The 25,868-nt window shown below is 64.9% G+C and carries 27 protein-coding genes; 18 read left to right on the forward strand and 9 right to left on the reverse strand.

Going from position 1 to position 25,868, the window contains the following annotated elements; genetic code table 11:
- Positions 1–18 precede the first annotated feature (18 nt).
- Positions 19–1,644 carry an AMP-binding protein gene (locus BSL82_RS07515; protein WP_072596720.1) on the reverse strand — a complete coding sequence of 542 codons (1,626 nt, stop codon included), beginning with the start codon at positions 1,642–1,644 and terminating at the stop codon, positions 19–21.
- 128 nt (positions 1,645–1,772) lie between these two features.
- Here BSL82_RS07515 and BSL82_RS07520 point away from each other — a divergent pair, with 128 nt between their 5' ends.
- Genes BSL82_RS07520 through BSL82_RS07530 form a run of 3 tightly spaced genes read left to right on the forward strand, consistent with a single transcriptional unit; the run spans position 1,773 to position 4,121 of the window.
- A complete protein-coding gene (locus BSL82_RS07520; RefSeq protein ID WP_072596721.1) occupies positions 1,773–2,951 on the forward strand; it encodes an aromatic ring-hydroxylating oxygenase subunit alpha in 1,179 nt (392 codons plus the stop codon).
- Between the two features lie 10 nt (positions 2,952–2,961).
- Entirely contained in the window at positions 2,962–3,753 is a 792-nt protein-coding gene (locus BSL82_RS07525) for a sugar phosphate isomerase/epimerase family protein (RefSeq protein WP_072596722.1), read from the forward strand.
- Positions 3,732–4,121 (forward strand): EthD domain-containing protein, encoded by a 390-nt coding sequence (locus BSL82_RS07530; RefSeq protein WP_226998665.1) that lies wholly within the window; start codon positions 3,732–3,734, stop codon positions 4,119–4,121. The genes BSL82_RS07525 and BSL82_RS07530 overlap by 22 nt, the downstream gene beginning before the upstream one ends.
- On the opposite strand, the gene BSL82_RS07535 is transcribed toward BSL82_RS07530, so the two are convergent.
- The 4 genes from BSL82_RS07535 to BSL82_RS07550 all read right to left on the reverse strand — a co-directional run bounded on the left by BSL82_RS07535 (position 4,122) and on the right by BSL82_RS07550 (position 7,391).
- Positions 4,122–4,565, reverse strand: a complete 444-nt coding sequence (locus BSL82_RS07535) for a nuclear transport factor 2 family protein (protein WP_072598668.1) — start codon at positions 4,563–4,565, stop codon at positions 4,122–4,124.
- An 11-nt stretch (positions 4,566–4,576) separates the two neighbouring features.
- A complete protein-coding gene (locus BSL82_RS07540; RefSeq protein ID WP_072596724.1) occupies positions 4,577–5,263 on the reverse strand; it encodes an SDR family NAD(P)-dependent oxidoreductase in 687 nt (228 codons plus the stop codon).
- Entirely contained in the window at positions 5,263–6,603 is a 1,341-nt protein-coding gene (locus BSL82_RS07545) for an aromatic ring-hydroxylating oxygenase subunit alpha (protein WP_072596725.1), read from the reverse strand. The genes BSL82_RS07540 and BSL82_RS07545 overlap by 1 nt, the downstream gene beginning before the upstream one ends.
- Positions 6,604–6,719: 116 nt before the next feature.
- Complete coding sequence (locus BSL82_RS07550) at positions 6,720–7,391, reverse strand: TetR/AcrR family transcriptional regulator (protein WP_072596726.1); 672 nt, start codon at positions 7,389–7,391, stop codon at positions 6,720–6,722.
- A gap of 178 nt (positions 7,392–7,569) precedes the next feature.
- Between BSL82_RS07550 and BSL82_RS07555 the strand changes: the two genes are divergently transcribed.
- From BSL82_RS07555 to BSL82_RS07595, 9 genes are read left to right on the forward strand one after another with little or no spacing between them, the layout of a single operon-like run.
- Positions 7,570–9,783, forward strand: a complete 2,214-nt coding sequence (locus BSL82_RS07555) for a TonB-dependent receptor (RefSeq protein ID WP_072596727.1) — start codon at positions 7,570–7,572, stop codon at positions 9,781–9,783.
- 16 nt (positions 9,784–9,799) lie between these two features.
- A complete protein-coding gene (locus BSL82_RS07560; protein ID WP_072598669.1) occupies positions 9,800–10,858 on the forward strand; it encodes a nuclear transport factor 2 family protein in 1,059 nt (352 codons plus the stop codon).
- The gene (locus BSL82_RS07565) at positions 10,855–12,063 is read left to right on the forward strand and encodes a cytochrome P450 (protein WP_072596728.1); all 1,209 of its coding nucleotides are present in this window, start codon (positions 10,855–10,857) and stop codon (positions 12,061–12,063) included. The genes BSL82_RS07560 and BSL82_RS07565 overlap by 4 nt, the downstream gene beginning before the upstream one ends.
- Positions 12,060–12,470 (forward strand): GFA family protein, encoded by a 411-nt coding sequence (locus BSL82_RS07570; RefSeq protein ID WP_072596729.1) that lies wholly within the window; start codon positions 12,060–12,062, stop codon positions 12,468–12,470. Before BSL82_RS07565 ends, BSL82_RS07570 begins: the two co-directional genes overlap by 4 nt.
- Positions 12,471–12,490: 20 nt before the next feature.
- On the forward strand, positions 12,491–13,228 hold the full coding sequence (locus BSL82_RS07575) for an SDR family oxidoreductase (protein WP_226998690.1): 738 nt from the start codon (positions 12,491–12,493) through the stop codon (positions 13,226–13,228).
- Complete coding sequence (locus tag BSL82_RS07580; RefSeq protein ID WP_072596731.1) at positions 13,225–13,764, forward strand: nuclear transport factor 2 family protein; 540 nt, start codon at positions 13,225–13,227, stop codon at positions 13,762–13,764. The genes BSL82_RS07575 and BSL82_RS07580 overlap by 4 nt, the downstream gene beginning before the upstream one ends.
- Before the next feature lie 4 nt (positions 13,765–13,768).
- The gene (locus BSL82_RS07585) at positions 13,769–15,091 is read left to right on the forward strand and encodes an aromatic ring-hydroxylating oxygenase subunit alpha (protein ID WP_072596732.1); all 1,323 of its coding nucleotides are present in this window, start codon (positions 13,769–13,771) and stop codon (positions 15,089–15,091) included.
- On the forward strand, positions 15,088–15,636 hold the full coding sequence (locus BSL82_RS07590) for a VOC family protein (RefSeq protein ID WP_072596733.1): 549 nt from the start codon (positions 15,088–15,090) through the stop codon (positions 15,634–15,636). Before BSL82_RS07585 ends, BSL82_RS07590 begins: the two co-directional genes overlap by 4 nt.
- 4 nt (positions 15,637–15,640) lie before the next feature.
- Positions 15,641–16,060 carry a nuclear transport factor 2 family protein gene (locus tag BSL82_RS07595; RefSeq protein ID WP_072596734.1) on the forward strand — a complete coding sequence of 140 codons (420 nt, stop codon included), beginning with the start codon at positions 15,641–15,643 and terminating at the stop codon, positions 16,058–16,060.
- An 18-nt stretch (positions 16,061–16,078) separates the two neighbouring features.
- Here BSL82_RS07595 and BSL82_RS07600 read toward each other — a convergent pair whose 3' ends face one another.
- Genes BSL82_RS07600 through BSL82_RS07610 form a run of 3 tightly spaced genes read right to left on the reverse strand, consistent with a single transcriptional unit; the run spans position 16,079 to position 18,472 of the window.
- Positions 16,079–16,858 carry an SDR family oxidoreductase gene (locus tag BSL82_RS07600; RefSeq protein ID WP_072596735.1) on the reverse strand — a complete coding sequence of 260 codons (780 nt, stop codon included), beginning with the start codon at positions 16,856–16,858 and terminating at the stop codon, positions 16,079–16,081.
- 16 nt (positions 16,859–16,874) lie between these two features.
- Complete coding sequence (locus tag BSL82_RS07605; protein WP_072596736.1) at positions 16,875–17,693, reverse strand: SDR family oxidoreductase; 819 nt, start codon at positions 17,691–17,693, stop codon at positions 16,875–16,877.
- Positions 17,690–18,472 (reverse strand): SDR family NAD(P)-dependent oxidoreductase, encoded by a 783-nt coding sequence (locus BSL82_RS07610; RefSeq protein WP_072596737.1) that lies wholly within the window; start codon positions 18,470–18,472, stop codon positions 17,690–17,692. Before BSL82_RS07610 ends, BSL82_RS07605 begins: the two co-directional genes overlap by 4 nt.
- Positions 18,473–18,616: 144 nt before the next feature.
- On the opposite strand from BSL82_RS07610, the gene BSL82_RS07615 reads away from it, so the two are divergent.
- Positions 18,617–20,035, forward strand: a complete 1,419-nt coding sequence (locus BSL82_RS07615) for an aromatic ring-hydroxylating oxygenase subunit alpha (protein WP_072596738.1) — start codon at positions 18,617–18,619, stop codon at positions 20,033–20,035.
- Positions 20,032–20,811: a ThuA domain-containing protein gene (locus BSL82_RS07620; RefSeq protein ID WP_072596739.1), complete on the forward strand. Its 780-nt coding sequence runs from the start codon at positions 20,032–20,034 to the stop codon at positions 20,809–20,811. Before BSL82_RS07615 ends, BSL82_RS07620 begins: the two co-directional genes overlap by 4 nt.
- Positions 20,812–20,815: 4 nt before the next feature.
- Here the strand turns inward: BSL82_RS07620 and BSL82_RS07625 are convergent, their stop codons facing one another.
- Positions 20,816–21,934, reverse strand: coding sequence for an acyl-CoA dehydrogenase family protein (locus tag BSL82_RS07625; protein ID WP_072596740.1), 1,119 nt, complete (start codon positions 21,932–21,934; stop codon positions 20,816–20,818).
- A gap of 150 nt (positions 21,935–22,084) precedes the next feature.
- On the opposite strand from BSL82_RS07625, the gene BSL82_RS07630 reads away from it, so the two are divergent.
- The 4 genes from BSL82_RS07630 (at position 22,085) to BSL82_RS07645 (ending at position 25,859) form a co-directional block, all read left to right on the forward strand.
- Positions 22,085–22,855, forward strand: a complete 771-nt coding sequence (locus tag BSL82_RS07630) for a helix-turn-helix transcriptional regulator (protein ID WP_158010742.1) — start codon at positions 22,085–22,087, stop codon at positions 22,853–22,855.
- Between the two features lie 258 nt (positions 22,856–23,113).
- A complete protein-coding gene (locus tag BSL82_RS07635) occupies positions 23,114–23,509 on the forward strand; it encodes a Zn-ribbon domain-containing OB-fold protein (protein WP_072596742.1) in 396 nt (131 codons plus the stop codon).
- Positions 23,506–24,651, forward strand: coding sequence for a thiolase family protein (locus BSL82_RS07640; RefSeq protein ID WP_072596743.1), 1,146 nt, complete (start codon positions 23,506–23,508; stop codon positions 24,649–24,651). Before BSL82_RS07635 ends, BSL82_RS07640 begins: the two co-directional genes overlap by 4 nt.
- Positions 24,651–25,859 carry an acyl-CoA dehydrogenase family protein gene (locus BSL82_RS07645; protein WP_072596744.1) on the forward strand — a complete coding sequence of 403 codons (1,209 nt, stop codon included), beginning with the start codon at positions 24,651–24,653 and terminating at the stop codon, positions 25,857–25,859. Before BSL82_RS07640 ends, BSL82_RS07645 begins: the two co-directional genes overlap by 1 nt.
- The last annotated feature ends 9 nt before the right edge of the window (positions 25,860–25,868 follow it).

Below are 25,868 nucleotides of genomic sequence, written 5' to 3' on the forward strand. Positions count from 1 at the left end.
GTTTAATGGCGGCGCGGATTAGCGCTGCGATGCCTCTCTCGCGGCCGCCCTCAGCAGATCCTTGCGCACCTTTCCGGACGCGGTGCGGGGAAAGTCGGCAACGAATACGAAGCGCTCGGGGATTTTCTGAGGGGCCAGCCCGCTTGCCCGGACGTGCGCCGCCAGCGTCTCCGCCTCCGGCTCAACCTCTCCCGCGATCACGAACGCGCAGACGCCTTCGCCGAGGCGCTCGTGGGGCATGGCCACCACGCTGGCCTCGCGTACCGAAGGATGGCTGTGGAGCACGTCCTCGATCTCCTTGGCGGAGATATTCTCGCCGCCCCGGATGATCAGGTCCTTCTTGCGCCCGGTGATGGTCAGCGCACCTTCAGGCGTCCGCACGCCAACGTCGCCGGTGCGGAAATAGCCGTCGCTGGTGATCGCCTCGCGCGTCTGCGCCTCGTCGGCATAGCCGAGCATCATGCCGGGACCGCGCGCCAGTATTTCCCCCTCCTGCCCGTCGGGCAGGTCGCGGTCCCCGGCATCGACGATGCGCACGTCATAGTCGACGATCTCGCCGTCGGTCGTCGCGGCGAGCTGCGGATCGCGCGGCCAGCCGAATGTCACCAGCGGCACTTCCGACGCGCCGAACACACGGAAGGCGCGGCAATTCTCGAATGCCGCGTTCGCGGCCGGGATGAGCTCGGCAGGAACGGCCGCCCCGCCACAGGCGAAGAAGCGGAACGTCGGCAGCCGGTTGCCGGCCTCCCGCGCCGCCGCCGCCAGTTCGACCAGGAACGGCGTCGCCGCTACCGTGCCGACGAGGCCGTGGCGGTCGATCAGCGCCAGCGCGACCTTTGCATCCCAGCTTTCCATCAGGACGGCGCGGGTCTGGCAGACCAGCGGCGCTTCAAGGCCATTGGCATAGCCGGAGATGTGAGTCACCGGCGACGGCATCAGCGTGCCCTCCCCGGCGCGCAGTTCCCAGTGCCGCGCGCTCTCGCGAAGGATGCGCTGGATCGAGACATGGCTGTGAAGCACGCCCTTGGGCCGCCCCGTCGTGCCCGAGGTGTAGAGGACCATCTTGACGCCGAGCGGATCGACCGAGGGGCGTGCGAAGGGCCTCCCCCGTCCCTCGGCGAGCAGCGCCGCATAATCGTCGGGACCATCGCCGCGGACGGTGAAGACATGGTCGAAGCCGGGGATGGTGTCGCGGATGCGGGCGGCCATGGAAGCGAAATCGAACTTGCGGAAGGTCGTCGGCACGAACAGCGCCCGCGCGCCGCAGTCGCCGACCATCAGCGATACCTCATGATCGCGGTAGATCGGCACGATCGGGTTGACGATCATCCCGCCGAGCGCTGCCGCCAGATTTACGACCGCAGCCTCGTGCCAGTTCGGTAGCTGGAAGGCGATGACGTCGCCGGGGCGCAACCCCCTGTCGTACAGCGCCGTCGCCAGCGCCTCGGCGTCGGCGAGCAGCGCCGCGCGCGTGATCACGCGGTCGCCATCGACGATCGCCACGGCGTCGGGATCGTCCGCCGCCAGCGCATGCGCCTGATCGGCAATCGTCCGCTCGTCCCAAAGCCCCGCGCGGGCAAAGCGCTCAAGATGCGGTGCCGGCACGGGCAGCCAGTCCCACGGCGTTTTCTTCCTCTCGTTCATGCCCGATTCCTGCCCGTCCGTGCTGCATCCGCCAATTGGCCAAAAAGGCAGGCACCTATCATCTCTTGCAGCTTGTGCCCCTCGTTCCGCTGTGGCGACATGGCCACAAAGCCAATGAGGAGAGTTACATGGACCGCGTCAAACAGCTAGGCAATGTGGCCGAGATCATGCTCGACTATGTCGAGAACAACCGGACCTTCGCCGGCGACAAGACGATGTCGGTACCCACCGAAAGCTACACCAGCAAGGACCAGTGGCGCGCCGAGATGGAGCTGGTCTTCAAGCGCGTGCCGCTGATGCTCGCCTTCACGGCGGAGCTGCCGAACCCCGGCGATTACAAGGCGATGGAGGCTGTCGGCCTGCCCATCCTTATCAACCGCGACAAGGCGGGCAAGGTCCGCGCCTTCCTCAACGTCTGCTCGCACCGTGGCGCCCCCGTCGCGCCGGAAGGGCACGGCAATTGCGCGCGCTTCACCTGCAAATACCACAGCTGGACCTTCGGTCAGGACGGCCGGCTGATCGCTGTCGCGGAGGCAAGCACGTTCGGCGACGTCAACAAGGCCGAGCGCGGCCTAACCGAACTGCCGTGCGAGGAGCGGGCAGGCATGATCTTCGTCTGCCTGACGCCCAATGCGCCGATCGACCTCGACGGTTATTTCCGGGGCTATCTGGAGGACTTCGAAGCGCTCGACTTCGGCAACTGGACTTTTCTGGGCGCGCGCACGATCGAAGGCGCGAACTGGAAGATCGCGTTCGACGGCTATCTGGAAGGCTATCATTTCGCGTCGCTCCATGCCGACACCATTCACCCGCGCACGCCGTCCAACCGCATGCATTTCGAAGGCTTCGGGCCGAACATGCGTATCGGCTTCCCGCAGCGGCACATCTCGGAAGCGCTTCGCGGCCTTCCGCGCAGCGACTGGGGCGCTCAGGAGAACAACGGCTACGACTTCGTGCGGATCTTCTTCCCCAATGTCTCGATCTTCGTCGCGCCGGAGATCACGCAGGTGGCGCAACTGTTCCCCGGGCCGACGCCCGACCGCAATCGCACCGTCCTCAACTATCTGCGCCGGGAACCCGTGCGCGACGAGGAGGATCGGGCGGCTGTCGAGACGATGATCAACTTCTTCCGCGACGTCACCTATCAGGAGGATTATGTCATCGGGCTTGAAATCCAGAAGGGCCTGGAAAGCGGCGCGCATGACGAGATCGTCTTCGGCCGCAACGAGCGGGGCAACCAGTTCTTCCACGAGTGGCTGAACTGGTATCTGGAGGATGATCCGTCGGCGCCCGAGCCGACGATGTAAGGGCAGGCGTGTGAACCCCATCTCGCTTGCCTCGGGCGTAGTGCCCGAGTTCGGCCCGCTCGACACCGTGCGCGCCGCAGCCGCGGGCGGGTTCGACGCCGTGGGCCTCTGGGTCGAGCCGGCGCAATGGACGGCCGAGACGACGCGGGAGATTCGCGCGGCGCTCGCCGACGAGGGGCTTCCCGTCCTCGACGTGGAGGTCGCCTGGCTGAAGCCCGATGCCGCGCTGGGCGATCATCGCCGCATCATCGACATCGGCGCGGACCTCGGCGCGGCGCACATGCTTTGCGTGTCCTCGCATTCCGACAGGTCGGCCACCGTCGCCGAACTGGCCGCACTGTGCCGCCATGCCGAGGGCAGCGGCATGCGCATCGCGCTGGAATTCGGCATTTTCACCGAGGTGAAGAATCTTGCTGCCGCACTGGCGATACTCGACGATGTCGGTCATCCCTTGCGTGCGTTGCTGATCGACCCGGTCCATGTCGACCGGTCGCGAAGCGCGATCGATGCCATCGCGGATATCGACCCTGCGCTGCTGCCCTATGCCCAGTTCTGTGACGCGCCCGCCGCGCGGCCCGATCCGGCCGATTTCGATGCGGTGATCACCGACGCGATCGACCTTCGCGAGCAGTGCGGCGCGGGCGCACTGCCGCTCGGCGCGCTTTACCACGCGCTGCCGGCCGGCATTCCGCTCAGCATCGAGCTTCGCTCCAAGGCCCTTCGCGAGACCTTTCCCGATCCCGCCGACCGCGCGCGAATCACCGCGCAGGCGACTCGCGCATGGCTGAAGGTTCTGCAATGACCGTGACGCTGATCACCCTGCTCAAGCGCCGGAGCGGCATGAGCAAAGCCGACTTCATCGCCTATTACGAGACCCGTCACCGCCGCATCGGCGAGGAGGTGCTGTCAGGCTATGCCAGTCGCTATGTCCGGCGTTTCCTTCATCCGGTAGACGGCACCGACCAGGATCATGACTTCGATGTCGTGCTGGAAATCGACTTCCCCGATCAGGCGACAATGGATGCCTGCTTCGCGGCGATGCAACCGCCCGAGATCATGGACCGCATCATCGCCGACGAGGAACGCTTCTTCGACCGCTCGCGCAACCGGGCGTTCACGGTCGAGGAACATGCATCGACGCTCCCTGATCCGAGAGCGGTCTCCCGCTGATCAGCCCTCGCTCGCCATGTGCATCACCCGATATTCGCGGCGCGTGAAGAGCCAGCGGCCGGTCGCCTTGCTCAGTTCATCGGCGTAGCGGCCGCGCACCCGCAGGGTCTTGCCTGATTCCGGATCCTGAAAGATTTCCGAGGTATAGACAATGGCGCTCGCGCGGTCGCCATCCACCGCGATTTCGCCCGGGGTGGAGACATAGATCATCGGCTTGGTGCAGTTTTCGAGCCCATAGACCTTCATCGATTCGACCCAGCCGGCGACGATGGCCGCCTTGCCGTCGAACCCGTCGAGCCCCGGAAACTCCGGCAGCGCCCAATAGGCATCGTCGGCCCAGGTCGAGCCCCAGAGTTCGGCATCCTTGGTCATGACACCGTGGGAGTAGGTTTCCACCAGCTCCCGGATCGCGAGGCGATCCTCAATCGGTCCTGCAAAAGCCATGTCGGCCTCCCTCACCAGCTATGCGGCTCGCCGTTCCATTTGTAGAAGTCGCCCGACATCTCGATGGTCCAGGCGTCGGCGAGCTTGCGGATGCCTGACGCGCTCTCCTGCGGCGTGATCTCGGCATCGGCGCCGCCCATGTCAGTTTGGACCCAGCCGGGGTGGACCAGCCCGACGATGATGCCGCGATCCTTGAGATCGATGGCGACCGACCGCATCATTCGGTTGAGGGCGGCCTTGGCGGCGCCATAGGCATAATAGCCCCCATAGGGCCAGGTCGATGCCGCCAGCTGGCTGGAGAAGTTGATGACCCTGGAGCCGGAGCGCAGGCGCGGAAGGAAAGCCTGAAGCACCCGCAACGGCCCCTGCACCATGATGCGAAAGGCATCGTCCCATGCCTCCCAGTCGGCGGCTTCCAGCTCGCCGGTCGCCGGCCCAGTGACGCCCGCGACATTGTACAGGATATCGACCGCCTCGTCGCCGGTCGAGGCGGCGCCTTCGCGCACCGAGGCGTCGTCCCCGACGTCCATGCGGTGCACGGTCAAACGACCGTCCGAGCCAGCGGCCATCGCCTCCAGTTCGGTCGCCCCAGCCGGATTGCGCACCAGGGCCAGGACGCGGTCACCCACGCTGAGATGCTGCCGCGCAAGTTCGAGGCCGATGCCGCGTCCTGCGCCCGTAATCGCCACCGTCTTCATCAGGGCCTCCTTCCTTCGAGCCAATCGTTGAGCACTTCATGGAAGAAGCGCACGCGTGTTTCCTGTGCCGAAAGATAAGCATCCTGATAGCCTTTGGAATGCAGGCCGGCCTGCATCCCCTCGGCAAGCTCCATGTCCTGATAGACGATCTGCCCCGCGAGTTCCGGGATTCCGCGCCCGGCGTCGAAGTCGCGATGCTCGCATTCTGTCGCTTCCTTGAGCGGACGCGGCCCGGCCATGATCGATTCGACCGTCTCCTGCCCCTCGACGGGAAAGGCCATGCACCACAGGTCGAAATAGCATTTTCCCGGATCGTCCGGGTGCGGCTCGGACCGGAAAAACACCAGATTGTCAGGCAGGAAGCTGATCGTCACATTGGGGAAAATGACGGTGTGCGGACTGTCGGTCAGTTCCTCGTCATTCATATGCTCGTAATGAACGTAGCCGCGTTCCTTCCACAGCCGACGCTTTGCCGCCTTGAGGTCGAGCCACCCCTGCATCGCCAGATCCTCGTAGGAGGCGTAGCTGTCGGGATCGATACCCCAGGCCTGAAGGATCATCTTGTACGGGTGCGGCAAGTGCTCCGGCAGCCGGTCTGACAGCGACGGGCGCATCGGCTGCACCGTCCGCCCATGGCCGCTGGGCCACATCTCGTGCCGGGCGGTGTCGACATCCTGGTCGATCCACGGCGGTACCTGCGGATGCGCGGTACGGGTATGATAGCTCTCGCTGAAATTGTCGGTGACGAACTTCCAGTTGGCATTGAGCGCGATCCGATACCAGGCGACGCGCACCGCCGTGTCCATCGGATAGTTGCGATAGACGTCGGGCATGGGCGCCAGATATTCGGCGAGGCTGGGCCCTTGTTCGGCCATGGTGTACCAGACGAAACCGCCCCATGTATCGCAGCGCAATTCCCTGAGCTTGAGCTTTCCGCAGGGATTGCCCTGAGGAAAGTCTTCCGGGTCCTGCGCATGTACCAGCACGCCGTCGAGCCCGTAGCGCCAACCGTGATATGGACAGGCGATCATGTCGGCGGAAGAGGACTGGCCCACCATCCGCATGCCGCGATGCGCGCAACTGTTGTAGAAGGCGCGGACCGATCCGTCTTCCTGACGGATGCAGATCACCGATTCCTTCATGAAATTATGGACGACATAATCACCCGGCTCCGGCATTTCCGCGGTGCGGCCGGCGATGTGCCAGATGCGGGTCCACAGCATGTCCCATTCACGCTGGGCAAATTCGCTGGAAAAATAGCGGTCGCCCGTGATGGCGTCGCCCCGCAGGTTGGCGGGATCGCGGCCGCTCAGCGGCGGCGGCGGTGCGTGCAGCGTCATGATCCTCTCCCGGTTGAAGTCTGGTATTGCGGACGGGGTGATGCAAGTGTGCCCGCGCGACGCGCCAGGCCAAACTGGCATAAAGGAGAGAAAAGCGGCAGAGGTGCCGGTTTCTCTCAGCGCCCCCGATAGAGGGCGTCGACCATCTGCGTCACCAGCCCGCGGATACGCGCGCTTCGTTCCCCCTGGCCGAGCACCGGCTCAAGCATCAGCATGCCCATGTGCGCCACCGTCGTCAGGTCGTTCGCCAGCCGCATGTCGTCCCAGTGCGCCTGCCATTGCGGGAAGGCACGGCTCATCTCGTCGAACCAGATCGTATCGTAACGCTGCGCCTGCGGCACGAACTGCTGCGCCAGTTCGCTATCGGTGCGGGCCGCCACCGCAAGTTCCACATAGGCGGAATATTCGCGACTGTGGACCGATTGCCAATGCAGTTCGCTCGCGATCTCGACCGAGGAGAGATCGCCGTTCGTGGCCAGCGCCTCGAGATAGGCGTCGAGGTAGGCGCCCATCCTCTTGTAGAAGACATGCTCGATCGTGGCCGCCACCAGTTCCATGCGCGTGGCGAAGTGATGGTGCATCGCACCGCGCGACACGCCGCAACGCTGCGCGACATGCGCGGCCGAGAAACTGGCGTATCCGCTCTCGACCAGGCAATCGATAGCCATCTCGACAAGCCTGAGGCGGGTGCCGGCGCTTTTGCGCTGCTGCCAGTGGCGCGGCGGTTCCGCCCCATGCACCGGGTTGACGGCGGCCAACATGCGCTCGCGGATCAGTTGGAGGGACATCGCGCAATCATAATGCGCACGCCCGCGGCATCACCAGCGTTTCCTGCCTAGCACAAACCTCAGTTCCCGAAGCCGGGCAGCAGTCGGATAAAACCGACAGTAGTGCCGGTGTGAAGCGAGAACCACCTCACCACCCAACGCGGGGCGCCGCCGGTATGCTGTCACAGGGAGAGGACCAATGACGCCGCACCACCGCAAGTTGTCGTCCAGTTGCCTGAGCCTTGCAATGGCGCTGGGCATCGCCGGCCACCCGGACTCCGCTGTCGCCCAGGAACAGGACCAGGGCATCAGCGATATTGTCGTCACCGCGCAGAAGCAGTCGGAAAATCTCCAGGACGTGCCGATATCCGTCTCCGCCATCACGGCGGAAACGCTGCAGGATCAGCAGGTCACCAACATTGCCGACCTGTCCAACAGCCTGCCGAACGTTCAGATCAACAGCTTCTCCAACTCACCCGACTCGGCGGTCTTCACCATCCGGGGCATCGGCGTGAACGACGCCGACCCCTATGTCGGCACGACCGTCTCGGTGGTCGTCGATGGAGTTGTCGTGGGGGTCAACACCGCCGCCCTGCTGTCGCTGTTCGATATCGAGCGGGTGGAGGTTCTGCGCGGCCCTCAGGGCACGCTGTTCGGCGCCAATACCACCGGCGGCGTCATCAACGTGGTGACCAAGCAGCCGACCGGCACGCTGGGCGTCGAGGGCGAGATCATCTACGGCAACTACAATCATCTCGAGGCGAATGCCGCCGTCAACTTCCCGATCACAGACAATCTCGCCGGCAAGGTGAGCATCCTGCACAACTCGATGGACGGCTTTTTCCGCAACTATGGCGACGGCCGGCGCATCGGGGAGCGGAACGTCACCTCCCTGCGTGGCTATCTGAAATATGAGCAGGGCGACTATGACGCCACGCTGATCGGCGAATATGTGCGCAGCCGCAACGGCTCCCAGACGGGGGTTATTATCGCGGGGCCGGGCGAGCTGTTCTACACGCCGGGAGAGACCGAAGATCCGTTCTCCTTCCGCCGGGGCCTGAGCAACGATCAGCCCGACTACAACAACCGCGACACCTATTCGATCACCCTCACCCAAAATCTCGACAGCCCCGTCGGCGAGATCACGTCGATCACCAACTATCGCGAATATGACAGCGATCTGTATTCCGACGACGATGCGACCACCCGCATCCTCCTGCAGACCCGGCGGCAGACCGACCATCGTCAATTCTCGCAGGAATTACGCGATCTTATCAGAATCGGCGATTCGACACGGCTCATCGTCGGAGCCTTCTATTTCGAGCAGAGCTATTTCCTCGATCAGGATGGCAAGCTGGACGGCTTCCTTCCCGGCCTGGGGCAACCGCAGACCCAGGATCAGGAGAACCAGTCGATCTCCGGCTTCGCCCAGCTCTACCACGATCTGACCCCCGAGCTGCGTGTCCAGGCGGGTCTCCGCTACAGCCACGAGCGTACCGAGGCGGTGTCGACCACAGCCAACACGATCAACCCCAGCGGTCAGGCGACGTTCGACGATCCGCTGATCCCCGGCAGCCTGATTGTCGCATCGGGCAAAAAAAGCTGGAACCGCATCGGATACAAGGTCGGCATCGATTACCGGCCGATCGATGAACTGATGCTCTACGGCTATTATGCGCGCGGCTTCAAATCGGGCGGCTTCACCGGCCGTATCGCCATAGCGGAGGACATCGGCCCGTTCAATCCGGAGGAAGTCGACACTTTCGAGGCGGGTCTCAAGGCCGATCTTCTCGACCGGAGGCTGCGGGTGAACCTCGCGGCGTTCCTCAACAAATATCGTGACATGCAGGTGGTGCAGAACATCACCTACCCCAGTGGCGCCAACTCCGCCTCAATCGCCAATGCGGGCAGGGCCGAAACAAAGGGTTTCGAGCTGGAGCTGACCGCCGCGCCGGCCCAGGGCCTGACCCTCACGGGTTCGCTCGCCTATCTCGACGCCCGGTACGAGGAATATGACACCCGCGTGCTCGACCCGGGCACCGGCAATCTGGTGCCGGTCTCCTATGCCGGCAACCGTTTGATGAACTCGCCCGAGTGGAGCGCATCGCTGGGGTTCAACTGGACCCAGCCGGTGGGATCGGGAACGCTCACCGCGACCGGCCAGTACAGCTACACCAGTTCCAAATACACGAGCTACACCAACCTGCCGGTCGAGCTGGTCGGCGCGGTCAATCTGGTCAACGTCAGCCTTTCCTGGGGGCCGACCGACGGCAACTGGGAGCTGGGCGCCTATGCCCGAAACCTCTTCGACGAACAGTATTTCAACCAGAAGCTGAGCCTCGCCGGGATCGGCACCCTCGCCTCGCTCGGCAATCCGCGCGAATATGGCGCGGTGTTCCGCTTCAACTTCTGACGCGGGGACGGGAATGATGTCGACCGTCGACGCCTGGACGTTGGCGGCAAGCCATGCGATCCGCAACGTGCTGGCAATCCACAGTCGGGGCGTGGACCGGGGTGACGGCAACCTGCTGGGCGCTGCCTATCATGCCGACGCGACGGTCGATTACGGCTTCTTCGCCGGTGAGGCATCGACGCTGGTGTCGATCCTCGCCGGTGCGCAGGCAGCCGCCCCGCCAACAATGCACCGTACCGCAGGCAGCGACATCCGCGTTTCCGGCGCACAGGCGGTCGCGGAATCCTATGTCATCGCGGCGATCGAGGAGCCCGGGCTGAGACGCACGGTCTTCGGCCGCTATCTCGACCGGTTCCGCCACGACGGCGACGCGTGGCGGATCGCGCACCGGATCTATGTGCTTGACGGCAACACCAATCGGCCCGGCGATACCAGCCGCGCCGACCCGCCGGTCGCGAGCGACCATTTCGTGCCCGCGGGGGGCAAGGGCGCGAGCGACGCCGGCCGCGCGCTGCTTGCCCATCATGATGCCTCCACCCGCATGCTGCAGAAGGTGACACCCATGGCCCCTGACGAAGCCGCCCTCGACGCGGCGCTTGCCCGCGAAGCGATCCGCCAGCTTGTCGCCGGCTATTGCCGCGGCGTCGACCGCGCCGACGCGGCGCTGCTCGCGTCGATCTTCTGGGAAGACGCGACCGTCATCTCCGGCATCGTGAACGGCACCGCGCCGGATTTCGCGCGCGACATCACCGCCTTCGTCCGCGCCAACATGCAAAGCTGCTTCCACTCGGTCGCGAACGAATGGATCAAGGTACGCGGCGATCACGCCGTGGGCGAGCATTATGTCATCGCCCATGCGCGCGCGGCCGAAACCGACAGCATGACCGGGGGCCGCTATATCGACCGGTACGAGCGCCGGGACGGCGTATGGAAGATCGCCAGCCGCGCCTTCGTCAGCGACTGGGCGACCAGCCACCCCACGACCTATGAGAGCGGCGGCTTCTACGAGGCGCTGACGACGCGCGGATGCTTCGGGCGCGAGGATCTCGTTTACGGGCTGTGGAGCCAGTCGTGACCAGCGCGGTGCTCGCCACGCCCACGCATGTCGCTCCCGAGCGGGTGGTCGACATCGACATCTACGCGCTGCCGGGACAGTCCGACGATTTTCACGCCGCGTGGAGGACGCTCCAGGACGGCGCGCCGCCGATCGTCTGGACGCCCCGCAACGAGGGGCACTGGATCGCGCTATCCGGCGAGGTGCTGGCGGAGGTGCAGTCCGACTATGAGCGCTTTTCCAACCGCATCATCGTCATCCCCAAGTCGGTCGGCGCGCAGCACGGCCTGATCCCGACCACCATCGACCCGCCCGAGCATCGCCCCTATCGCAAGCTGCTCAATGACGCCATGTCGCTCGCCAAGGTGCGCCGGATGCACGAGAGTATCAGACAGACGGCGGCCGAACTGATCGACGGCTTCGTGGATGCGGGCCGGTGCGATTTCACCCACGACTATGCGCGGGTCTTCCCGCTACGCATCTTCATGTCGCTGGTCGACCTGCCAATCGCCGACGTCGAGCGTATCCGCCACTGGGCGGAGTGCATGACCCGACCCAATCCGCCCATGCCCTTCGGCGCCGCCAAGCGCGCCTTCTACGACTATCTGGCGCCCGTGGTTGCCGCGCGCAGCGCCGCCCCGGGCGAGGACCTGATCAGCCATGTCGTGACCGCCGATATGGAAGGCCGACGGCTAACCACGGATGAGGCGCTGGCGCTGTCCACCCAGGTCCTGATCGCCGGCGTCGATACGGTCGTCAATTTCCTCGGCTTCCTGTTCCTCCATCTCGCCACGCACGACGATACGAGGCGGGAGCTGGCGGCGATGAGCAGCAGTGGGCTGCTCACTGCATCAAACGAACTGTTCCGCCGCTTCGGCCTTGTTATCATTGCCCGCATCGTGCGCGAGGACATGGAGTTTCACGGCGTCCGCCTGAAGGCGGGCGAGCTGGTGTGCATCCCCACGCAGGTGCATGGTCTCGATGCGCGGATCAACGCCTGCCCGATGGATGTCGATTTCAGCCGTCGCAGCGGCCGTCACTCCACGTTCGGCAGCGGGCCGCACATGTGCCCCGGTCAGGAACTGGCGCGCGCGGAAGTGGCAATCACGCTGGAACAGTGGCTGCGGCGCATTCCCGACTTCCGCGTCGCCGCCGATGCCGATACGCGCTGCTCGGGCGGCATCGTCGGACAGGTCAATCGCCTCGTACTGGAGTGGGATCGATGAGCGCCACTCGCTCCGGCGGATGCCTGTGCGGCGCCGTCCGCTATGAGGCGGCATGGCCGCCGCTGGCGTTGGTCGTCTGCCATTGTCGTAACTGCCAGAAACAATCGGGCTCCGCGCTATCGGTCGTCGCCATGGTCGCGCGCAACGGCCTCAACGTCACTGGCGAAATGGCAATGTTCGAGGATCGGGGATCGAGCGGACAGGCCGTTTACCGCCATTTCTGTCCGGCCTGCGGCTCGCCGCTGGTGACCGACACGCCGGCCGCGCAGGCGGAAGGCCATATCTTCATCAAGGCGGGCACGCTCGACGAGACCGCGGACCTGACGCCCACGGTGCATTTCTGGTCATGCCGCGCGCAACACTGGTTCCCGTTTCCCGAGGGCACCCAGCGCCTCGAGACGCAATGAGGAGAGATGTTTTGGCCAAGATGGACGGCAAGGTCGCGCTGATCACCGGCGGCGCTTCGGGACTGGGGGCGGAGGACGCCCGCGTCCTCGCGCGCGAAGGCGCCAGGGTGGTCATCACCGACGTGCAGGACCGGCTGGGTCAGGAAGTGGCGGCGTCGATCCCCGATTGTCTCTATCTCAACCACGACGTTCGCGACGAAGCGCGCTGGCGGGAGGTCGTCGAGGCGACGATCGACCGCTTCGGACGGCTCGACACGCTGGTCAACAACGCCGGCCTCGTCCGCTTCGCTCATATCGAGTTGATGTCCTACGCCGACTACAAGCTGCAGGTCGACGTCATGCTCGATGGCACCTTCCTCGGCTGCCATGTCGCCCTGCCGCACATGTCGAAGGACGGCTCCGGCGCGATCATCAACATGGCATCGATCGCCGGGCTGATGGGGATCAGCGCCATTCCCGCGTACAGTGCCGCCAAGGCGGGCATCATCGGCATGACGCGCAGCATCGCCGTCCACTGCCGCGAGCAGGGCTACAAGATCCGCTGCAACGCCATCGCGCCCGGCGGCATCGCTACGCCGATGACGGCGCAGGCCGTCGCCGAACTGCCCGACGACGATCCAGGCCGCGCCCAGACCAATGCTTTCGGCATGGGCCAGCCGAGCGACATCGCCAACATGGTCCTTTATCTCGCCTGCGAGGATGGGCGTCACATTACCGGCACCACCATCACCATCGACAATGGGGAGACGGTGGCATGACCAGCGCCTTCGACCTGGAGGCGGAGGTCCGCGACCTCGCCGCGCGGCGCGACATACACGACGCCGTCTGCCGCTACATGCGCGGGCTCGACCGGCTCGACCCCGTGCTCCAGCGCAGCGCCTTTCACGACGATGCCTGGATCGACGCCGGCACCGTCAAGGGCGACGCTAACGGTTTTGTCGAGCAAGCGCAGGCGCTCCTTGCGACGATGGAGGGCACGCACCACATGCTGGGGCAGGTGCGCATCGAAGTGGACGGGGACACCGCCCGGGGCGAATGCTACTTCCAGGCATGGCACGATACGCGCGACGAAGCCGGCAATTCGCGCGACCTGTTCGTGTCCGGCCGATATGTCGACGAATATGCCTGTCGCAATGGCGAGTGGCGGATCGTGAGACGCGCGCTCATAACCGACTGGGTATGTGACAATCCGGCCCACCGCGCTTTCTTCGCCGCCGGCCCCGAACTCATCCGCGCCGGGAGACGGGGCCAGGATTTCAGCGACACCCGCAACTGGCCGGCAAGAGAGGAATGACACCATGACCGCCGAACCCATGCTTTCCCGCTATTCGAAGGACTTCGATCAGCCCGTGCGCGGCGATACCATCACCGCCGACCGCTATATCTCGCGCGAGTGGATGGAGCGGGAGATGAAATATCTCTGGCCCAAGGTCTGGCATCTCGGCGGGCTGGTCGCGGAACTGGAGGAGGAAGGCGATTTCATCCGCCACAACTTCGCCAAGGAGTCGGTCATCATGGTCCGCCAGGCCGACGGATCGATCAAGGCGTTCTACAACAGCTGCCCCCATCGCGGTAATCGGCTGGTGCTGGGCGACGTCGGTTCGACCCCGCGCATCACCTGCGGCTATCATGGATGGCAGTTCGACCCCGACGGCACGCTCGTCCATGTGCAGGATCCTGACGATTTCCCGAACGGCAACCCGTGCGGCAAGGTGAAGCTGAGCGAACTGCGCTGCGATACATGGGGTCCGTTCGTCTTCTGGTGCATGGATGACGATGTCGCCCCGCTCCACGAGTGGCTGGCGCCCTTCCCCCAGCGGCTCGCCGGCTATCGCCTCGAAAACTGGGTGCGCGTGCTCAACGTCTCGGCGGACTGCGATTTCAACTGGAAAATCATCCGCGACAATTTCAACGAGAGCTATCATCTGCCGACGATCCATCCGGAGCTGTCGACCTTCATCAACGACGGGCTGCCGACGACCCTGTTCGAGATGTACCCGTCAGGCCACAACTCGATGTGGATGGTCGGGCATCAGGCGACCACGCGGAAGGATTATGTCAGCGGTGACGTACCCCCCGGCCTCTATGAGGCTGCGGAGGCCTGGGGTATCGACCCCAAAGCCTATCGCGGCCGCACCGCAGACATCCGGCAGGCGGTCATCGAGGCCAAGCGCAAATTCGGCCCGGAACGCGGCTATGACTATACGAACATGAGCGACCAGCAGCTTGTCGACTATTTCCACTGCACGCTGTTTCCCAATCTGACGATCACCATGTCTCCCGAACAGTGCCAGATCCTGCGCACCGAACCGCATCCGACCGACCCCGAAAAGTGCGTCTTCCAGCACTGGTGTCTCTATCCGCCGGTCAAGGGCATGAAGGAAGTCGAGACGCCGGTGGGCAAGGCGCCGCTGAAGCATGACGCAATCCACCGGCACAGCACCTATGGCGACGGCGTTTCGCTCGGTTTCGTTGCCGACCAGGACCTGTCGATCGGCACCACCCAGCAGCAGGGACTGAACTCGCGCGGGTTCAAGGGCTGCATCCTGTCCAATCAGGAAAAGCGCGTGCAGCGCTTTCACGAGCTGCTGAACGACATGCTGTGCGGCAAGGAAGGATGACGACCGTCACGCTGGGTCAGGTCGGCCCGCATGTCATGCAGGCCGCCTTCATAGTCGAGGATGTGGAGGCGGCAGCGCGTGCGTGGATCGCCACCACCGGCATCGGCCCCTTCTTCCTGGTGCCGCATATCCGCCTTGCCGAGGCGCGCTATCGCGGAGCGCCCTCGGATGGCATCGACTTCTCGGTCGCGATCGCCCAGTCGGGCGGCGTGCAGATCGAACTGATCCAGCAGCATTGCGACCGCCCCAGCGCCTATCGCGACACGATTGCCAGGGGGACGACAGGCTTCCACCATTTCTGCGTCTACACCGACGATTATGACGCGACCCGGCAGCGCTATCTGGACCAGGGCTTCGTCAGTGCGGTCGATGGCGTCTTCGGCGCGATGCGCTTCTGCTATGTGGACACGTCACCTGCCCTCGGCTGCATGATCGAGATCGTCGAGCAGGACGACGCCCAGACCGCTGCCTTCACCCGCATCGCCGAGGCGGCGCGCGACTGGGACGGCAGCACCGACCCGATCCGACCGCTGTTTCCGGAGTGACGCCATGACCCCGTGCCCCATCGAAGACCGCCTCGCCATTCAGGATCTGATGATCGCCTATGCCCACGCGGTCGACAGCCTGTCCGACATCGACGGCATCTGCGACGTCTTCACCGAGGATGCCGATTTCGACCTCTCCGGGATCAACTATCCCAGCGTCAAAGGGCATAGCGGCATCCGCGAGTTCTTTACCGGTGTTTTCGCAGGCATGGCGCATCATGCGCACTATCTGACCAACTTTGCGGTCACCGCATACGCCGGCGACAGCGCGACCATGCGCGCCTATGTCATCGGCATGGGCCGGTACAAGGATGGCGGCGGCATCACCGTGCATGGCCGCTATTATTTCGACGTCGTGCGCACCCCCCAGGGATGGAAGACCAGGCGCTATACGATGGACTTCCTGATCCCCGTCGAAGCCTGACGCGGATCGGACGCGCCGTCAGACCTGCGTAAAGCCGCCGTCCATGACGAGTTCCGACGACGTGACGAAGCTTGCCGCGTCGGAACAGAGATAGACGACACCGCCCGCCATCTCGTCGGGACGGCCGAGCCGGCCGATCGGGTGACTGGCGACGATCGCCTGCATCGCGACCTCACGCGATGGCACAGCGCCGAGCGCGACGTATTTGTCCATGATGCTGGTCAGCATGGCCGTGTCGATGCCGCCCGGATGCACGCTGTTGCAGCGGATGTTGTAACCGAGCGCCGCGAACTCGATCCCCATGCACTTAGACAGCATTTTCACCGCCGCCTTGCTGGTGCAATAGGCGGCGTTGAAGGCGGCGCCGCGCATCCCGCCGACGCTCGAAAAATTGACGACCGAGGCGCCGCTGGCCCTCGCCTTGCCGCCTTCCTTCAGCAGCGGCAACAGCGTCTGCACGCCGATGATGATGCTGTCGACGTTGATCGCGTTGACCCGATGGAACTCGGTCAGCGGCGTATCCTCGATCTTGCTGACGACCGAGATCGCGGCGACATTCACGAGAGCGTCGATCCGTCCATAGCGTTCCTGCGCCAGCGCCGCGACCGCCTTCCAGTCGGCCTCGCTGGTGACGTCGTGACGCAAATAATGCTCGGCCCCGATGTCGCCCGGATTGTCGCCGATATCGGTTGCGATCACGGTGGCATGCGCGTCCTTCATCGCCTGCACCGTCGCACGCCCGATGCCGCCCGCCGCGCCGGTCACCACCGCCACGACATTGTCGAGTGCAATCGTCATCGCTCGATCCTTTGACCTATTGCGCGGTCCAGCCGCCGTCGATCACCAGTTCCGCACCCGTCATGTAGCTGCTGTCGGCGCTGGCGAGGAAGAAGGCGGCCGACGCCAGTTCCGACGGATCGGCGAGCCGGCCGATCGGCGTCTTGCCCGCCACCATCGCGACGAGGTCGTCGGGCTTTTCCGCAATGCCCGTGTCGACCCAACGCTGAAAACCCGCCTGGAGGAGCGGCGTCACCACGAAGCCGGGATGGAGCGAGTTGGCGCGTATCGGCATCTTCTTCGCCGCGAACTCGACTGCTATGCCCTTGGTGAAGAGGCGCACCGCGCCCTTGCTAGCGTTGTATGCAGACACCTCGTTCATGCCGACAAGCCCCATGATCGAACTGACGTTGATGATCGAGCTGCCACCCTTCACATCCCACCCGCTCTGGGCCATCAGCGGCACGAAGGCGCGGACGCCCAGGAATACGCCATCGACGTTGACCGCCATGATCCGCCGCCAGCCGTCCATCGACAGGGTCTCGACCGGGCCGGTGAGGTCGATTCCGGCATTGTTGACGAGGATGTGGAGCTTGCCGTGCCGTTCGGCCACGGCCTCCGCTGCGCGCGCCCAGTCCTCCTCCTTCGCGACATTGGCCTGCACATAGCTGGCCGCCTCGCCAAGCCGCGCCATTGTGTCCTGCGCCACCGGGCTGTCGGAGCTATCCAGGTCCGACAGCACGACCTCCGCCCCTTCGGCCAGGAAGCGCTCTACACAGGCAAACCCGATGCCGCGCAGGCCGCCGGATACGAAAGCGACGCGCCCCGTCAGCCGCTGTGCACCCAGGTCGCTCATACGCCCATCATCCCCGCCGTTGTTGCACCGTCGATCACATATTCGGCGCCCGACACGAACGCGGCCTCGTCGGATGCGAGCCAGGCGACAAGTCCGGCCACTTCATCGACCGACGCCATGCGTTTGAGCGGCGACATGCCTTCATAGGCGGCGCGGGTCGCTTCGGCAGCGCCCGACTGCTCGATCAGTTTCTGGATCATGGCGGTCTCGACGACACCCGGCAGGATCGCGTTGACGCGGATCCGGTACCCGCGATTGCCGCAATGGACCGCCGCCGATTTCGCGAGCGCGACCACCGCGGCCTTCGACACCGAATAGGCGACGAAATTACCCATCGCCCGATGCGCGTTCATCGAACTGTTGATGATGATCGAGCCGGTCGGCCCTCCGGCGTTGCGCGCCATCGCCTTGATGGCGTGCTGCACGGTCAGCATCGCACCAGTCTGGTTGATGCCGATGACGTTGTTCCAGCCGTCGAGACTGATATCCTCCACGCTGCCGTCGCCATGTTCGGTACCGGCATTGGCGAAGGCGATGTCGAGGCGACCACGCGCGCTCAGAAGGCTCTCCATCAGGGCGACCCATGCGGCACCGTCGCGCACGTCGTGCCTGTGAAACTGCGCCCCCGTCTCCGCGCACAGTGCCGCGGCCGCTTCGGCGTTGGAGCCGGTAAACGCGACCTTGGCGCCTTCGCTCACGAGACGCCGCACGGTTCCCGCGCCAATTCCCGATGTGCCGCCCGTCACCAGCGCGACCTTGCCGTCCAGCCGTCCGCCCACGCGCCAGCCCTCCTCTCCGTTGCTGCCTTATTGTTCCGGCAAACGCCGCCGCCCCGCAACCTAGCTTTTGTTCAAGGTGACCCGATGACGGAAACGGCGCACAAGAACAAAAAATGGCCAAACTGCAATTACGGAGCGGGATCGATGGCGGAACGTGACCCGACATGCAAAGGCGGCATGGCGCGCAGCCCCGGCATCAGCTGGACCGAGCTGATGGCGCAGGACTCACGGCCCGCGCCCGATAGCCTGACGCAGGAACATTATGAATATCGCGGGTCCGACCCGATCCCGGCGGACCGCTATACCAGCGAGGCCTTCGCAAAGGCGGAGCGTGAGCGGATGTGGCCCTATGTCTGGCAGTTCGCCGCGCGCGAGGAGGACTTGCCCGATCCCGGCGACTATGCCGTTTATGAAAATGCCGGCCGGTCCTGGCTGCTGTCGCGGCAGGAGGACGGTTCGGTCCGCGCCTTCCACAATGTCTGCCTGCATCGCGGACGCAAGCTGAAGCGCGAGACGGGAACGGCGGACCGCTTCACCTGCCCGTTCCACGGCTTCAGCTGGAACAAGGACGGCAGCTTCGCGCAGATGCCCTGCCAGTGGGATTTCTCCCATCTCGATCCTGCCGCGATGAACCTGCCCGAGGCCGAGGTCGACCGCTGGAGCGGCTACATCTTCCTGCGCGAGGAGAAGGGCGGACCCAGCCTGCGCGACTATCTCGCGCCCCTGCCCGAGCATTTCGCCCGCTGGCGGCACGAGGAATGCACGACGGTGATCTGGGTGGCCAAGGAAGTGGCGGCCAACTGGAAAGTGACGGCCGAGGCCTTCATGGAAGCATGGCACACCGTCATCACCCATCCGCAACTGCTGCCGTTCACTGGCGACTGCAACAGCGCCTATTGGAACTGGGGCGACAATGTGAACGCCAACCTCGTTCCCTTCGGCATCATGTCCCCCCATCTCGACGCCAACGGCAAGGAACAGCAGTGGATCGTCGACGAGTTCGTCAAGTATAACGGCCGCTCGGCCGACAATTACGAGACCGCCAGCGATCCTTTCGCGGTCTCGGTGCCCCAAGGCATGAGCGCGCGCGAGGCGCTGGGAGCGGCAATGCGCGCCGGCTATACCGCGCAGACCGGCTATGACCACGACCATGCGACCGACGCTGAATTACTGGATGCGCTGGTTTACAACGTCTTCCCCAATTTCGCGCCCTGGGGCGGCTTCATGCCGAACATCATCTATCGCTGGCGGCCGGGCAAGACGCCCGACACCTGCCTGATGGAAGTGCGCATCCTGTCACGCGTCAAGAAGGGCGAGCCGATGCCGCGCGGCGTGCCGATGAAGCTGCTCGGCCCGGACGATAAATGGACAGCGGCGCCCGAACTCGGCATCCTCGGCGACGTGTTCGAACAGGATATGGAGAACCTGCCTTATGTGCAGGAAGGTCTCCATGCTTCCAAGACGGGCGTCGTCCAACTGGCGAACTATCAGGAAATCCGCATCCGCCAGTTTCACCAGACGCTCGAGAAATATCTCGATGGGCGGCTCGGAGCCAAGGCGTGAGCGAGAAGGAGACGCATCCGCCGCGGATCGACTGCGTGTTGATCTGCGGCGGCGTCTGGCATGACATGGACTTCGCGCGGCTCGAATTGCTGAAGCTGCTCGCCGAGGACCAGCGGGTCCGCACCCGCGTGTTCGAGAATTACGAGACGCTCGACGCGCTGCGCGAGGCCGATATCCTGATCACCTACACCTGCGACGTGACTCCTTCGCTCGCGGCGCAGGAACTCCTTCGCGGTTGGCTGGCGAACGGCGGGCGCTGGTATGCGCTGCATGGGACCAATTCGGTGCTGCGTCTGCTCGCCGAGGGCCCGGATGCGGGCCTGTGGGAGGCGCCACGCTGGGCGCCACTGTTCATGGACCTACTGGGCAGCCAGTTCCTCAGCCACCCGCCGATCGCGCCATATCGTGTGACGGTCGCTGACCCTGCGCATCCGCTGACCCAAGGGATCGAGCCGTTCGACACGACGGACGAACTCTATCACATGGAATGTCATGGCGACCTTCACGTGCTCCTCGAAACCGAGTGCACGCAGGAAGGCACCGGCTTTGTCGAGGCCGCGGACGCGCCCGGCATGCATCCGGTCATGTACCTGAAGCAGCACGGCCGGGGTGCGGTGCTGTACAACACGCTCGGCCATTGCCGGGGTCACTACGACCTGCAGCCGATGCTCGACTGGTGGCCGACCGTCGACCGTTGCGCCTGGGACCTGCCGGTCTTTTACGAACTGCTTCGGCACGGCATCGGCTGGCTCAAGGAACGCGAACCCGCCGCCTGATCGCTCAGGCGGCGATGCCCGCAAAGCGATCAAGCGCCGCGTCGGGGTCGTCAGGCCAGCGCGACAGGACGAGCAGCCGCTTGTGGCCGTGGCCGATGCTGAGTTCGTCGGTCACGCCCATGCCGCCGTGGAACTGCACCATTTCATGCGCGAGCGTCAGCGACACGTCGGAGATGAATGCCCGCACGCCGCACACGGCATTGACGAAGTCCGCATCGCCGCGCGCGACCATGGCGAGGTTGAGAAGGGCGCGCGCCTGCTCGATCGCGGCATATTGCGCGACCATGCGGTGCTGGATCGCCTGAAAGCTCGACAGCGGCACGCCGAACTGCTCGCGCGTGCGCAGATAGTCCTTTGTCTCCGCAAACAGCCGTTCCATGATGCCCAGCGCTTCGGCGGCGCGCGCAAGATTGGCGAGCATCGTGGCCTTGTCGATAGCGGCGGCGCCTCCTGAGACCATATGATCGGCCGACACGCGGACGCCGTCCAGCCGGAGCGAGACCGCCGCGCCGCCGTCGGCCATGCGCCAGTCGGAAATCGCGAGGCCCGGCGCATCGGCGGGCACAAGGAACAGCCGCACCGATGCGGGATCGCCCGGATCGCCACCTTCGCGTGCGCTCACCAGATAGCCATCTGCGTCGACACCGGCCGGAACATAGGCCTTGGCGCCGTTCAGCACGGCACCGTCGGCGGACAGCTCCGCCCGGGTCTTGACCCACAGCCGGCCGGCGCGGCTGCCGGCTTCGGCATGCGCGACCGCAAGCCGCCGATCACCGGTGATCAGGTCGGGGAGCCACGCATCGCGCAGCGCCGCCGGCGCCGTGTCCGCGAACAGGCGCCCCGCGAACAGTCCGTTTTCGATCAGTGGTTCGACGACCAAGCCGCGTCCCAGCGCCTCGAACACCGTGGCGATGCCCGTGGCGTCAAGCTCGAGGCCGCCCGAGGCTTCGTCGAACAGCGCCGCGATCAAACCCAGCTCGCCCAGCAGACGCCAGTTGTCGATCGAAAAACCGGTGGCTTCACGCTGGTAAGCCCGACGTCGGTCGATGTCATATGTCTCGTTGACGAAGCGCTCTGCCAGGGCCTTGAGCATTTCCTCGTCTTGGCTGAGATCGAAATTCACCCACGCTCTCCCTTCTGGGACTGTGTAGCAGGTCGAAGGAGGTTGGCCCGCTGCGCAAAAGATCAGGGGAGGACTGGTCCGATGCAACGATGGTCGCATTGTTCCGGATGCTAAACTCCGCTAACTTGCCGTAAAATGGAAGGGAGCGGAGTGAGTCCATATTCCCAGGCGAGGGTGGAGGCCGTCAGGATCTCCAGACCCGAGGACATCAAGCGTGCGGCGGAAGCGCTCCACGCCTTCGCCATGGAGTGCGGGCTGCGAGCCGCGCCGGCACATGACATAGCCGACAAGCGGACACCGGTGGATGCCGACGGCAACCCGCTGGCGCGCGACGTATTCGGCTGGACCGAGGAGCGGGTCTGGTGGCGCAACGCCCGCATTGCGCTGGATTCGCCGATCACGTCCGCCTGCCGCTTCGAAAGCCAACCCTTCTGGGTCAACGCATCGGGCTTTCACACGCGTCAGCCCAGCGCCTATCTCGACTCGGTCGATCTCACCAACTTCGATACGCGCGCGATGACCCGCGCGGCCATTGTGGTGCCCGTCCATCTACCGTTCGGCCAGATCGGCGCGGTCAGCTTCAATCCGCTTGACCCTGAACAGACGGACCTGTCGGAGGCGTTCGAGTTGGTCAGCGATGCGCTGGGCCTCTACGCCCGCACCTTTATCGCCAGCTATGTGCATGTGATGGGCTCGATCCAGGCCCTGCCGCCGCAATCGCGCCTGTCCAAGCGCGAGGTCGAGTGCCTGCGTTGGGCGGCGATCGGCAAGACCGACATGGAGATCAGCATGATCATGTCGCGCAGCCGGGCAACGGTGCGCTTCCATATCCACAATGCCTCGCTGAAGCTCAACGCCGTGAATCGCAGCCAGACCGTCTTCAAGGCGGCACAGCTCGGCTACATCTCACTGAACAAGTGAAGGTGGCCCTCCGCGCTGTCGTGTGCGGTAAACCGGGCGGCGCGAACGCGCCTGGATGATACAGGGACGGTCCTCCACGCAGGCCATCGACGCCCTCCACCCAAAGCCGGGGATCGGCCAACGCCCTCTCCGCTATTCCTTGGGCCCATACTCTCATGAACTGGCAGAAGAGCTACCCTAGCGTTTTGCAGAGTCGGAAAAGTTCGGAAATCGGGCGTATCTCTCAACCATACCGGACCCATGCCGGAGTGGAGAACGATGCAGGCAATCGCCGAAGGCCTTTTTACCGATGAGACTCCGCCGCGCCTGATCGGCGGCCGCGACCGCACGACAGGTCGAATCGTTTTCCCCTGTCCGCAGGGCGAGCGGTTCGAGCCTTGGCCGCTCCAGCGCAAAGGGACGCTCTGGTCCTGGACGGTGCAGCGCTATCGGCCGAAGTCGCCGCCTTATGCCGGCCCCGACGCCTTCACACCCTGGGCCGTCGGCTATGTCGAGCTTCCGGGCGAGACGATCGTCGAGGCGCGCATCGTCGGCGTGGAGTTCGATTCCCTGCGCATCGGCATGGCACTGGAGCTGACGCAGGTGCCGCTCGATCCCGCCGCGCCCGAATCGGCTCTGATCCCCGCCTTCATGCCCGCGAGTGCGAACCGATGAGCGATGTGTGCATAGTCGGCATCGGCATCCATCCCTTCGGCCGCACCGATGGACTGTCGGGCGTCGATCAGGGCGTCGTTGCCGTGCGGCAGGCGCTCGACGACGCGGGAATCGACTGGCCCGCGATCCAGTTCGCCTATGGCGCATCCGATGCGGCTGGGAATCCCGACACGATGGTCGACCGGCTGGGGCTGACGGGTGTCCAGTTCATCAATGTGCGCAATGGCTGCGCCGCCGGCGGATCGGCTTTGTTTTCGGCGCAGATGGCGATCAAGTCGGGCGAGTATGACCTCGGTCTCGCGGTCGGCTTCGACAAGCATCCGCACGGCGCCTTCAACGCGCTGCCATCGGAATACAACCTGCCCGACTGGTATGGCGAAGCCGGCTACATGATCACCACGCAGTTCTTCGCGTGCAAGATCATGCGCTACATGCACCAGCATGGCATCAGCCGTGAAACGCTGGGACGGGTTTCGGAAAAGGCGTTCCGCAACGCAGTGCACGCGCCCCATGCCTGGCGGCGCGAACCGGTGCCGCTCGATGTGATCCTCGACGCGCCGATGGTGAGCGATCCCTACAGCAAGTTCATGTTCTGCTCACCGGCCGAAGGCGGCGTCGCGCTGATTCTCGCCAGCGAGAAGAAGGCGCGCGAACTGGGCAAGCCGCTCATCCGCCTGAAGGCCGCGACGATGCGCACACGCCCGCCGGGGTCGTTCGAGGTGTTCGCCCCGTCGATCGACGTCGACCGCGGCGGCTCTGCGACCAACATCGCGTCCGCCGACGCCTTCCGCCAGGCAGGCATCGGTCCGGAAGGCATCGCCGTCGCCCAGCTTCAGGATACGGAATCCGGGGCCGAGATCATGCACATGGCCGAAAACGGCTTCTGCCGGGACGGCGAGCAGGAGCAATGGCTTGCCGAAGGCCGGACGGAAATAGGCGGCCGCTTGCCCGTCAACACCGATGGCGGCTGCCTTGCCTGTGGCGAGCCGATCGGCGCGTCGGGCCTGCGTCAGGTCTATGAGAATGTAGTCCAGCTGCGCGGGCACGGCGGCGGCCGGCAAGTGCCGGGTGAACCGAAGACCGCTTACAGCCACGTCTATGGCGCGCCGGGCGTTTCGGCCGTCACGATCCTGGAACGCTGATGGATATCGACCTTTCCCCTGAAGACAGCGCCTTCCGCGACGAAGTCAGAGCCTTTCTGGCCACGTCCCTGCCCGACAGCGTGCGCGAGGGCGCGGCGGCGACGCCGTCGGTCTTCGTCGAACCGGAAATCGGCCAGACGTGGAACGCCGTCCTGAACGCCAAGGGCTGGCTCGGCTATCAATGGCCGACCGCGCATGGCGGCACCGGATGGAGCCCGGTTCAGCGGTATATCTTCGAAAAGGAATGCGCGCTCGCCGGCGCGCCGAACCTTACCGTACTAAGCCTCAAGCTCGTCGCGCCGGTCATCTACAGCTTCGGGACGGAAGCGCAGAAGGCGTTCTATCTGCCCCGCATCCTGTCGGGCGAGGACTATTGGTGCCAAGGCTTTTCGGAGCCGGGCAGCGGGTCCGACCTTGCGTCGCTCGGCTGCCGCGCGGTGCGCGACGGCGACCGCTATGTCCTCGACGGCTCCAAGATCTGGACCACGCACGCGCATCACGCCAACCGCATGTTCTGCCTCGCGCGGACGGACGCCAGCGGACGCAAGCAGGCGGGGATCAGCTTTTTCCTCGTCGACATGAACCAGCCCGGCGTGTCGGTACGTCCCATCCTGACCACCGCCGGCGACCATGAGGTCAACCAAGTGTTCCTTGAAGGCGTCACTGTCCCGGCCGACGATCTCGTGGGGCAGGAAGGCGACGGCTGGAAGATCGCCAAATTCCTGCTGGAGAACGAGCGCGGCGGATCGTGCCACGCGCCCAAGCTCGGCTATGATCTGGAACAGCTGGAACGCGCCGCCAGGTCGGAAACCGACGGGCGCGGCGACGTGCTGGCCGACGATCCGCAATGGCGGCGCAAGATCGCGCGCTGCCGCCTTGGCGTCCAGGCACTGGAGATGATCGAACTCAAGATCCTCGCTGACATTGCGCATGGCCGGCCACCGGGCCCGCAGACATCGCTCACCAAGCTGCTCGCATCCAACCTGCGGCAGGACATCGACCTGCTGGCGGTCGACCTTTACGGGCCGGCGGGGCTTCAGCTCACCGAGGTGCGGCCGCTCTACGGCGCCGACGCGCCGCCGCCCGTCCACAGCCGCGCCGCGCAGCTCGCCGCGCCCCGCTATCTCAACAGTCGCGCCTGGACCATCTTCGGCGGGACGAACGAGGTGCAGGCCAATATCATCGCCAAGTCCGTTCTGGGCTTGTGAAACAGGACG

It is taken from the genome of Tardibacter chloracetimidivorans (genome assembly GCF_001890385.1).
In the GTDB taxonomy this organism is placed as follows: Bacteria; Pseudomonadota; Alphaproteobacteria; order Sphingomonadales; family Sphingomonadaceae; genus Tardibacter; species Tardibacter chloracetimidivorans.

What these genes read in the sequence shown, in the direction of transcription:
- BSL82_RS07600 (WP_072596735.1), bottom strand. Translation starts at nt 16,858, where the DNA reads ATGACGATTGCACTCGACAATGTCGTGGCGGTGGTGACCGGCGCGGCG.
- BSL82_RS07550 (WP_072596726.1), bottom strand. Translation starts at nt 7,391, where the DNA reads ATGTCCCTCCAACTGATCCGCGAGCGCATGTTGGCCGCCGTCAACCCG.
- BSL82_RS07535 (WP_072598668.1), bottom strand. Translation starts at nt 4,565, where the DNA reads ATGGCTTTTGCAGGACCGATTGAGGATCGCCTCGCGATCCGGGAGCTG.
- BSL82_RS07540 (WP_072596724.1), bottom strand. Translation starts at nt 5,263, where the DNA reads ATGAAGACGGTGGCGATTACGGGCGCAGGACGCGGCATCGGCCTCGAA.
- BSL82_RS07555 (WP_072596727.1), top strand. Translation starts at nt 7,570, where the DNA reads ATGACGCCGCACCACCGCAAGTTGTCGTCCAGTTGCCTGAGCCTTGCA.
- BSL82_RS07570 (WP_072596729.1), top strand. Translation starts at nt 12,060, where the DNA reads ATGAGCGCCACTCGCTCCGGCGGATGCCTGTGCGGCGCCGTCCGCTAT.
- BSL82_RS07595 (WP_072596734.1), top strand. Translation starts at nt 15,641, where the DNA reads ATGACCCCGTGCCCCATCGAAGACCGCCTCGCCATTCAGGATCTGATG.
- BSL82_RS07530 (WP_226998665.1), top strand. Translation starts at nt 3,732, where the DNA reads ATGGCTGAAGGTTCTGCAATGACCGTGACGCTGATCACCCTGCTCAAG.
- BSL82_RS07515 (WP_072596720.1), bottom strand. Translation starts at nt 1,644, where the DNA reads ATGAACGAGAGGAAGAAAACGCCGTGGGACTGGCTGCCCGTGCCGGCA.
- BSL82_RS07520 (WP_072596721.1), top strand. Translation starts at nt 1,773, where the DNA reads ATGGACCGCGTCAAACAGCTAGGCAATGTGGCCGAGATCATGCTCGAC.
- BSL82_RS07635 (WP_072596742.1), top strand. Translation starts at nt 23,114, where the DNA reads ATGCAGGCAATCGCCGAAGGCCTTTTTACCGATGAGACTCCGCCGCGC.
- BSL82_RS07605 (WP_072596736.1), bottom strand. Translation starts at nt 17,693, where the DNA reads ATGAGCGACCTGGGTGCACAGCGGCTGACGGGGCGCGTCGCTTTCGTA.
- BSL82_RS07560 (WP_072598669.1), top strand. Translation starts at nt 9,800, where the DNA reads ATGTCGACCGTCGACGCCTGGACGTTGGCGGCAAGCCATGCGATCCGC.
- BSL82_RS07585 (WP_072596732.1), top strand. Translation starts at nt 13,769, where the DNA reads ATGACCGCCGAACCCATGCTTTCCCGCTATTCGAAGGACTTCGATCAG.
- BSL82_RS07590 (WP_072596733.1), top strand. Translation starts at nt 15,088, where the DNA reads ATGACGACCGTCACGCTGGGTCAGGTCGGCCCGCATGTCATGCAGGCC.
- BSL82_RS07640 (WP_072596743.1), top strand. Translation starts at nt 23,506, where the DNA reads ATGAGCGATGTGTGCATAGTCGGCATCGGCATCCATCCCTTCGGCCGC.
- BSL82_RS07580 (WP_072596731.1), top strand. Translation starts at nt 13,225, where the DNA reads ATGACCAGCGCCTTCGACCTGGAGGCGGAGGTCCGCGACCTCGCCGCG.
- BSL82_RS07645 (WP_072596744.1), top strand. Translation starts at nt 24,651, where the DNA reads ATGGATATCGACCTTTCCCCTGAAGACAGCGCCTTCCGCGACGAAGTC.
- BSL82_RS07575 (WP_226998690.1), top strand. Translation starts at nt 12,491, where the DNA reads ATGGACGGCAAGGTCGCGCTGATCACCGGCGGCGCTTCGGGACTGGGG.
- BSL82_RS07545 (WP_072596725.1), bottom strand. Translation starts at nt 6,603, where the DNA reads ATGACGCTGCACGCACCGCCGCCGCCGCTGAGCGGCCGCGATCCCGCC.
- BSL82_RS07615 (WP_072596738.1), top strand. Translation starts at nt 18,617, where the DNA reads ATGGCGGAACGTGACCCGACATGCAAAGGCGGCATGGCGCGCAGCCCC.